The 10,136-nt window shown below is 46.5% G+C and carries 6 protein-coding genes; 5 read left to right on the top strand and 1 reads right to left on the bottom strand.

Features of this window, described 5'->3' with window-relative positions:
• On the top strand, nt 1–897 hold an 897-nt coding region (locus C5S61_RS25685; protein WP_240614572.1), incomplete at its 5' end, for an integrase core domain-containing protein.
• On the top strand, nt 836–1,024 hold the full coding sequence (locus C5S61_RS26990; RefSeq protein WP_164689789.1) for a hypothetical protein: 189 nt from the start codon (nt 836–838) through the stop codon (nt 1,022–1,024). The genes C5S61_RS25685 and C5S61_RS26990, both read left to right, overlap by 62 nt.
• 3 nt (nt 1,025–1,027) lie before the next feature.
• On the opposite strand, the gene C5S61_RS25680 is transcribed toward C5S61_RS26990, so the two are convergent.
• Nucleotides 1,028–1,450: a DUF4158 domain-containing protein gene (locus tag C5S61_RS25680; protein ID WP_110520297.1), complete on the bottom strand. Its 423-nt coding sequence runs from the start codon at nt 1,448–1,450 to the stop codon at nt 1,028–1,030.
• Nucleotides 1,451–1,761: 311 nt separating this feature from the next.
• On the opposite strand from C5S61_RS25680, the gene C5S61_RS25675 reads away from it, so the two are divergent.
• From C5S61_RS25675 to C5S61_RS25665, 3 genes are all read left to right on the top strand, one after another.
• A complete protein-coding gene (locus C5S61_RS25675; RefSeq protein WP_240614571.1) occupies nt 1,762–2,733 on the top strand; it encodes a tyrosine-type recombinase/integrase in 972 nt (323 codons plus the stop codon).
• 195 nt (nt 2,734–2,928) lie between these two features.
• Nucleotides 2,929–9,399: an ATP-binding protein gene (locus C5S61_RS25670; protein WP_110520295.1), complete on the top strand. Its 6,471-nt coding sequence runs from the start codon at nt 2,929–2,931 to the stop codon at nt 9,397–9,399.
• The gene (locus C5S61_RS25665) at nt 9,353–10,012 is read left to right on the top strand and encodes a hypothetical protein (protein WP_110520292.1); all 660 of its coding nucleotides are present in this window, start codon (nt 9,353–9,355) and stop codon (nt 10,010–10,012) included. Before C5S61_RS25670 ends, C5S61_RS25665 begins: the two co-directional genes overlap by 47 nt.
• Nucleotides 10,013–10,136: the final 124 nt, after the last annotated feature.

Here is a 10,136-nt window from a genome sequence, read left to right as displayed (position 1 = left end):
CGCCAGCGCCAGCCCCGCACCCCCTGTCCGCCCATGCAGGAGATTGAGATCGATTTTACCGATGTTACCTCGATTCCGCCCGACCCCGATGGCAAACGCCAACACGCTGCGGAAGCGTTTATGTGGGTCGATGCGGGCACATCGATTCCGGTTGCCGCACGGATTAGCACTGATTTTCATATGGTCTCGGTCATTCGCACCACCGCCAGTATTCTCCAGCAGATCGGGCTGCCTGCGCGGATTCGGATGGATTGCGATGTGCGATTGGTCAGCAATAATCGCTTGGCGGATTTCCCCTCGCCCTTCCAACGCTTGTTGCTCAATCTCGGGATTCAGGTCGAGGTCTGTCCACCGCATCGCCCCGACTTAAAGCCGTTCGTGGAGCGGTTTCACAAGAATTACAAGGGGGAATCGGTCTACCCAAACTGGCCGACCACCGAGGCCGAAGCGCAAGCCCAAGTCGATGCCTACTGCGATTGGTATCGCACGGAACGCCCGCACCAAGGCCGGGCCTGTGGAAATCGCCCGCCTGCCGAAGCGTTTCCAGAATTGCCCGTGTTACCAGCCGTTCCGGCGCAGGTTGATGCGGATGGCTGGCTGCAGCAGATTGACGGCTGGACGTTTGTGCGGCGGGTCAATGCCCAAGGCAAGCTGGTATTGGATGGCGCAACCTATACGGCAGGCATCGCCTATGCAGGGCAGGAGTTGGCGGTGCAGGTGGATGCCGCCGCACGGGAACTCGTCTTCATCCAGCGTGAACGGGTCGTGAAGCGGGTCACGCTGAAGCGGCTCTTGGGTGGGATGATGCCGTTTGAGCAGCTGGTGGAGGCGCTGTGTGGGTTGGCCGAGCGCGAGACCAAACGGCTCAAGCAGCGGCGCACCAAGCGCCGCCGATGATGAGGATGATCTGGGTGACGATGTACCTGATCAGCACACTGAGCCTGCTCACCCCCGCGATGGTCCACGGTGGGACAGCGGACGCGGTGGTGGCCGCACGGCAGGTCGTGCTGACCGCCGCCGCTGATCGTCACCCGGAGCGCTTTGTGCAGGGGCCGCCGACCCCACCACCCGTGCCAACGGCGGCGTGGATCAACCCGCCACTCAGTGTGGCTGCGCAGGCCGACGACCCGGCGCGGCTGAAACGGAATTCCTGATCGTCACCCGTCTCAAAAATATTGACACGTTCCGTTGTAATAGCGAGTTGGCGTGCCATAAAATCAATAACGATGGGAGGAACCGCGATGGGATTCGCGAGGAATGTTCCCAGGAATCGGACAGTGCCCAGTTGGAGAGCAAATCCAAGACGGTGGTGTGATCCATTATGACGACGAACACGCTGAAGATCAACCTCGTCAAGATGGAAGAATTTTGCTAATTGGGTTGGATCGGGATCACCGGTATAGTCTCCGTAGGCGGCTTGCTGTTCTTCGGTTAAGAAGGCGGTTGGCATGAAGACTCCTGAACAAGGATTACGGTTCTCGTATGGAATACCCGTGCACTCATGGATATGCGCAGATCGCTGGGATTAATTATCTCTAGTAATCGGTCGTTTATGGAGCATCTTCGACGAGCCGAGCCTACCAAAGATTGCCATGGAAAGGGGTTGCATAATAGAGTAAGATACATAGCAGAGAATTGCAATTCTCTGCTATGTAGTCCATTCAATCCACCAACCCATGAGCGTCAATTGATGTACCACGAGTGCGCCGAACAAAGAAAAAACATTGCCGAGAGTAGATGAACGATTCAGAGGTGGTGTCTATGAGCGATTCAGTGCCTGTTGCAATGCTGATTGATGCATGGTTTCGTCATGCTGAAATCGATATGACCCACGCCACATGCAAACGCTATCGGGGGGTATTACACCGTCTGTGTGCATGGTTTGCGTCCACAGAACAGCGTTCGATCACCCTTGCTGATCTGCATCCCATCAATTTGGTGGGGTATCGTGAAATGCTCAGGCAAACCACCGCAGTCAGTACGGTCAATATTCATGTGAGTGCGCTCCGCATATGGTGTACATGGTTGGTTGATCAGGGCTATCTTGATACGAATCCCGCCCACCGTCTCAAACTGGTGAAGCGTCCATCGCCGCTGAAGCCAAAGGCCCTCAGCCCGGTACAGGTTAATGCCCTCTTACGGCAAGCCCAAACAACACGTAACCCTGTACGAAATACCGCCATTCTTCAGATGTTAGTCCAAACAGGAATGCGCATCGGTGAATGTGCCGCCTTGTGCTGGCATGATATTCAGTACGGCGAGCGCAGTGGTCAGGTTGTGATTCGTTCGTCTAAAGGCCATACAACGCGAACGGTGCCGCTCAATGAATCGGTCCGCGTAGCATTAGCGCTCTATATTGGTCCAAAACTGGGGGTTGAAGCAACGATTCGGGCAGTCGCGAAGATGTGGCCATTGCACTGCAAGCGTGAGCAACCTCGCCCGCTTTGGATGAGTGAGCGTCAGACCCCCTTGAGTCTCCGGGAGATGAGTGCGATGATTCATCACATTGTGCGCGATGCCGCAATCCGTGACCTCGTGCCAGCAAGCACGACGCCGCATAGTCTACGTCACACCTTTGCGACCCGCTATCTGGTGCGACACCCCCATGATTCGGTCGGTCTTGCTCGTCTCCTTGGACACAGCTCGATCACAACGACGCAAATCTATGTCCAACCAACCGAGGCAGATATTGCAAATCGTGTTGAACAAATTGATCTTAATGCATATGGTTAACCAAGAAAATCCTGTGTCGTACTTACCAGAAAAGCTGTTTCTATCCATGCGCTACACCAAAATTCATCAATGCTGGTTATCATTGTTCATAGAATGCCAGTTGATAGCATCATGGTAGGAATAATTATGTCCAATTTCAATTTAGGCCTTTAGTTTTGCGAGGCTTGATTCTTTAGAATAACCTTGAGAGGCACTATGTCAAAACCAGATCTTCGGGGTGCTCGTGCGTCGAATGCCGGTGATACATTTCATGAACTTTGGGTGCTTCGACATGCGTTATCGTTACTTAATGAAGACACAAATCTGGCTGCTATTACAGTAGAAGGTTTGATGGTAGATGATGAAATTGGTACATCTAAAGATCAATGGGATGGGGTGGATTGCGCCTTTTACTATGGGGGTGATAGCATAGAATCAGCTGATCGTATTGTCGTTGATCAACTCAAATACTCAACGTCAAATGCTCAACAGCCATGGACGGTGAATCGCCTTACCTATGCGAGTAATGATAAAAAAGATAATTCAGTCATTGGTCGGCTTGCAAAAATCTTTAGTGGTTTAAAAAAGAAACGATCAGATTTTATTGCAGGAAAGCATATTACGTTGCGGCTTGTTAGTAACCAACCCCTTGATCCAGCGGTTTGGGCCATGTTATTGGGACAGCCTACACCGCCACGACGAGGGAAAAAGCAAACAGCGCCAGTCACAGATCGTGATAGGTTCGTGAAAGCCAGCGGCTTAGACTCCAATACTTTTGAAGATTTCATCAAAAGCCTTGATTTTTCACTCTGTGGAATCCAATCTCGTTTTGCACTTGAGAAGCATATTCATGCCACAATCTCTACTTGGATAGATGATGATGCACGCACCTCTGTAAATAATCTTTTGCGTTTTGTCCAAAGTGCCATGCTACCAGAAGGCCGAAGAGACTATATCACCCGCCAATCCATCTTAGCGGGACTGGGATTTTCTGATCCTCGTACTATATTTCCATGTCCTTCTGAGATTAAGCAACCCGATCACCTTGTTCTGCGTGCGGCGGCTCAGACAATAGTAGAAATGCTTATTAGCAATAAACAACGCCTCTGTGTACATGGCGAAGGTGGTATGGGAAAAACTACGTTGCTTCAAGATATCAAGGCACGCCTTCCAGATGATTCTGTCATGATCGTTTTTGACTGTTATGGTGGAGGACGTTATCTCGACGCTGATGCGTTTCGTCACAGGGCACAAGATGCCTTTCTACAGCTCTCAAACGATCTTGCCCGCGAAATTCGCATTCCTCTTCTACTCAATCGCTCAACTGCTCATGATTATCCCAGAGCATTCAAGAAAAGGCTGGAGCGAGCCGCTGATGTTATTGCAGCAAACAATCCCTCGGCTCTTGTACTTATTGTGGTTGATGCGGCTGATAATGCACTGACAGCCGCACTAACACAAGGCGATAAATGTTTCATTAGTGATTTTCTTTCGATCGGCACATTGCCATCAAACGTTCGTCTTTTAGTCAGCGCCCGAACGGGACGGCTCCCCATGCTCGAACTTCCCTACACATTTGACAAGTTTGAACTTAGTGGCTTTACCCTTGATGAGACAGCACATCATGTACACTCTGTTTGGCCTGAAGCACCAGATGCATGGATTGAGGATTTTCATAAGCTATCACGGGGGATCCCACGCGTACAACGATACGCTTTTGATATTGCGCAAGATAAGCCTGATAAAGCATTGAGGTATCTTCTACCGCATGGCAAAGACTTAGATCATGTATTTGAACAACAATTTACTCAAGCTATTCTTAAGATAGGACAACAACAAGAACTTCTCATGTTTTGCTCCGCACTGATTGCACTACCACGACCTATTCCTCTTTCCGATCTCGCAGCAGTAACAAAATTTAACGAAACCCATATTCGTGATCTTGCAAGTGATCTCGCACCTGGGGTTCAGGTTGTAAATAACCTGATTAGCTTTGCTGATGAAGACTTTGAGCAGTTTGTGCGACTTAAGGCCGAGGCGCGGCTTCATATGCTCCAGCTAAAGATTGCAGAGCACTTTACCAAACAGGCTCAACAAGACAGTTATGCTGCAACCCACTTGGCCTCTGCGTTACTTGCCGCAGGACGAAAACAAGACATCATAATGCTTGTCGATAAAGAACCTATTCCTGAAGCAATCCGAGATCCCCTGCTTCGACGTGACACCCAACTCCAGCGCTTGCGCATTGCTATGAAGGTATGTCGAGAGGCAGAGAATCCTGTTGATAGTTTATTGACACTGCTTAAGGGTGCCGAGGCACTAAAAACGAATGTAACAATTCATAATTCAATTATTAATAATCTCGATCTGGTGGCAATTTTTGCCCCACACACGTATGCACTAGCTGTCCTACGAAATTCCCAGGAAATTCAACACCATGGACCACTCCTATTCCATATGATGGCGAATGATGCCCTTGAGAAAAATGCCTTTGCTGTCCGTAATGGATATCGCCAAATACGTGCATGGTTACAACGCCGTAATTCAGAATTTGTACTGAAAAAGCAGCGGTTCCCCAATGATGAGCCAGAGGGTTGGGAGATTGGCACTAATGATATTGTCGCAGAAACTGAGGCACTTCTTCGTATTGAAGGGCCTCAGTCGGCTATAGCGCAACTATTACGCTGGAGACCAAGATCCGCAGTCTTCGAGGTTGCATTAAGACTGTCCAAAAAGCTTATTACTTCGGGGGACATAGATCTCCTTCAACAGGTGTTACAAGAGATTCCACGTCAAACGCCGTGGGATATCTTTCTTCTGGTTCCTCTTGTGCTTGTTGGTCAGAGCAGTGATATTGCTCGTATTGAAACGTGTTTAGGAATTCTGTATCGTCGGGGATTGATAAAGGCTGATAAATTGAAGGAACGCGCGAGGAATGAAGATTTCTCCTACGTCGAGTACATTGATTTGATTCTCACTGCCTGTGAGATTGTTGTTGGTCATACAACTCAGCACAAGAATGCGCTTTCAATCCTTCAAAGCTTTGTAACACCTGAGCGGCGTTGCTACGACGAATTTAATACCTCAGACTCATTTTATATTGATATCATTCTTCGCGCGTATAGCTTATTGAGACGCTTAGGAGGGCAGGAAATAGAGATTAGAGAGTTTTTAGTTGAGCCTTCAATCAAGTTATCAACAGAGACGACACGTCGCCAAAACGCTCAACTAAGAGAAAAGAAAGACCAGCTTTCTGAATTTCTACTACCACTGATACCAGTGTATACCGTTCGGGCACAGTTGATTATAGGACAAATTTCTGGAGAGGCAGGTAATCTTCTTTTACAGAAGGCTGTTAATCGAACTGGCATGAATACATATAAATTTGATGCCAGCTATCATGCTTTTGGTATGCGGACGCAAGTAGCATCATCGATCACGAAATTACTTATGGTTTCAGAATTTGATCGGATTGCTCTTCTAAAAAGTATCAAGGCGGTTGTTGGATGGAAAAACGATTACTTAAGCGAGACAATGGTCAAGATGTATACCCATCTTGCAATGGATCATTCCTTTCATGAAACGATTCTCTCTGCTGTTACTGATCAATCTAAAAGCATAAAATCCATGAGAATTGAAACCCAAGACAAAATTGATGCGTTCCTACGATTTGCACGGCTTATTATGCCCTTTAGTCATGCTGATGCTAAACCGTTCTTTTTCAATGCTTTGGAGATTGCCAATGATATTAATCTTGAAACCGGACGAGAGATAGCCCTATTTAACCCGCTCGTAAAACATGGGTTTCATGTACTATCCCCCGAGCAAAGATGCGAGATGGCATCCCAGCTTGCTATAGTGGTTAGTGATACTCATACACGGATTGGTAATAGCGATGAGTTCCCTTGGAATGAGGTAACCGAAGCAATCACAACCCTTGATTGCTCAGTAGCATTCGCAATGGCTGGGCGATGGGACGATATAAATATTATTAAATATGAGAATATTCTCCCAACGATCTTGTTAACGGCCCTTCTTCAAAACACTATAGCTCCTGAGAGTGCAACGGCTTGTGCGACACTTCTTGATAACTTTCCATCAAAGCTTATGAGTTCAATTATAGAAGGGTCATCGTCCAAGAATCGCAACCTTATTATTGAAATATTGGCCTGTGATGAGTTATTGCGATTCGGTCATGGCCAACGCTCAGAGGTAGTGACTGTACTGAAGGCAGAGAATCCTAGCACATTCTGGCTTAAACAATTAATGAAGGCAGAATTATTTCATCAGCAGGAAGTCGCTCAAAAACCAGATGATAAATCTCTTGACATCTTTGATATGGTTGATAATCAGAAAAAAATAACTCCGCCTGACCCATTCCAAGGCATTGATTGGGATCAACGCTTTGTATCAAAGGATACAATTAATGCCGTACTTGAGCAGGTAATTGAAACTGCTCGGCGAATAGATAGTTTTATTTACCCTGAAAAAATCTTGAATCATATCGCCACAGTAGTTTCATTCCGCGATCGAGCTGCCTATCTTGATGTTTTAAGCGAAGGCGGATTATATGGTATACACAATATTATGCTGGCAGATGCTATTGTTTACTGCATCAAAGAATGGAATACCCCAGCTGTTATCGATTGGTGTAAAACAAGCCTCATGGACGTGATCGGTAAAATGCTCCCTGAATTTGCTGCGTATCTTACTTATGGGCACTCGCCTCTTCCTATGCTCCTTACAAAAACTGGCTTACCAGCCCACGAGATCTTTAACGGGTTACTTGCTGCTATTGAACGCCATGTAGATACATTGCAATCCTTAACAATCTTCGCGCTGGTTGGCCTTTTAGGGGAATATAGTTCGCCATGGGTCGCGGCAGACGTTAGTGGGCGCTATGCATCCCGACTTGTTGACCGGATACCTGCACAGGATTGTGATCGGTGGGATCTCGTTGATATACCATCCTCAGGTTCCGAGGCTCTTGCACGATTTCTCTATGCACTAATGTCTGATATAGATGTGTACAAACGCTGGCGTGCAGCTCATACTGTTCGCCGACTTGCACGGCTTCAAGAGAGCGAAACGGTTGATCATATTGTGTCGCTCTATCACAAAAAAACAGAATTGAGCTATCGAAATCCCCATGCACCCTTTTACTGGCTCGCTGCTCGATTATGGCTTGTAATTACTCTGGATCGAATTGCAACGGAGACACCAAACATCGCTGCCCTCTATGGAGAAAAGCTCTTTGGAATTGCGTCAGATACTTCCTTTCCTCATCTCCTCATCCGCGCGTTTGCAAAATCGGCGGTTCTCCATTTGGATGAGACAGGAACACTGCTCCTTGATGCACAACAACGTACGCTATTAGATAACATAACGATAGGAGTATCAACAACCCTACGGGAAAGCCAAAGACACATACATCAAACCGACCTTTATCAAAATCAGCCAAGTCGATCAGAACGATTCAGCTTTGATAGCATCGATACTATCCCTTATTGGTATTCTCCAGCGATTAAACTTTTTTTTGATGTTGGTATGACAGAATTTTGCACTATAGCAGAGGAATGGATTGTTGATACGTGGCAAGTGCACGATAATCCAAGAGAATGGTCTAAAGAGCCAAGAAATTATCGTATCACCGATAGTATGGGTATGAGCACAATGCATCGCCATGGAGACCTCCCAAGAATTGAGCGCTACCATACCTACTTGGAATGGCATGCCATGTGGTGTACGATGGGACAGCTTATCCAAACACGATCGCTTGCAAACAATAGTGATGAGGATGATGATTACTATACGCCCGATGGCTGGATACGTCGAAATGGTCTCGCAATGCCGCCATTTTGGCTTGCAGATTTTCTTAGAGCAAAGCCATTAGAGGCTCAATTTTGGATTTCTCCCGAAGTCCCTATTGATGCATGGGTTGATAGTATCACTGACCAAACATTCCTCAATCAAATCTTTGCTAGTGATAATTCAGAGATGCTTGTAGTCGATGGTGATCATAATACGCATTCATACCGATTTAAACAGGAAACTCGAATCAGAACTGCGCTTGTTTCACCTGATACCGCACTTGCTCTTGCACGGGCACTTCAGACTGTTGCTGACTCATGGGACTATCGCATTCCTTACGTAGAAGATAGGCTTGCGATCGACACATCACCCTATAAGCTGATTGGATGGCTTATTGATTATGAGCATCTGATTGAAGGCATTGATGAATATGATCCGCTTTGTTACGATATTCGTTCTATTGAAACGTATCCTGGACCAATGGTAGAATCAGTGCTTAATCTTAAATTTCACTATGGTGACCAACTACAATGGGTCAATGTAGAAGATAGCAGTACAGCATTCATCTATGAATGTTGGGGGGATAGTCGCGATGATAGGACAGAGTATACAATGCGATCGACTGCTCAGGTTCAGTCAAACGGATGGCGGCTGAATATCAATAAGAAGGCATTACTAGCTTTTTTGGATGAGGTGCAACTAGACTTAATTGTTGAAGTAAAGATTACTCGGGAGAATAATGGTTATGGACGAGATCGAGATGACGAATCAAGAACAAAAAAGAATCAACCGCATCGAATCTTTATCCTCCGAAGAGATGGAACCATCGATGCTGCCGAACGATGTATTGGAACTTGGACAGTATCTCGTTCGTGAACTCGGCTTGGATACTGGTGTTGATACGCTGGGTAAATGGATGGCACATCACCTTGCTCAGCTTATGGATATGGTGAACCATGCAACAACGGAAAACGAGCGCCTAATAGCCCAACAGAGGTCGATAGAGATCATTCTCAAGATATGGGAGCATCGCGCAATGCTTCCAGGTAGAATATATCCTCTCCATACACTTAAGGAGGTTATCCCTGTTTTAAAACGACTCCAGCCAACCAATAATCCTTTTTCTTATTTTGAGAATAGTCCAGAAGCAAAAAGAGAACATCTTGCAGCCAATCTTTTTGATAGCTTAACCCGACTTATTATGACACTTCTCTTTATGCGATTACCGCACATAGAGCAAGAAGTTCCGCACGAACAAACTCCTATCTTGATGCTTAATGATATAGAAAAATATGTCATAAGTACCATCGAGTCTTGGGCTGATTTTATTATTCCTCACGAAGATAATATCGATAGTAGTTCAAATAACGAAACTTCGGAGGAATTCAGCAACGTCTATCTCAACCAAATAGCTATCGATCATATCAGTAGGATTGAAACGACCTTGAGTGCCCTCAAAGCGCATATTCAAGGAAAATCTGATGAGTGATGTGGTCACGATTTAATGGACAATCGTTCTTATCCGCTCCACGCTGCTTCAATCATCGCGGGTGTTTGGTAGCCTAACCCCGAATGCAGTCGTTGGCGATTGTAAAAAATTTCGATATATTCGA

Origin of the sequence: Herpetosiphon llansteffanensis (assembly GCF_003205875.1) — a bacterium.
GTDB classification, from domain to species: domain Bacteria; phylum Chloroflexota; class Chloroflexia; order Chloroflexales; family Herpetosiphonaceae; genus Herpetosiphon; species Herpetosiphon llansteffanensis.
Note: the sequence above shows the minus strand (reverse complement) of the source record. Positions and strands in the feature narration are given on the sequence as shown.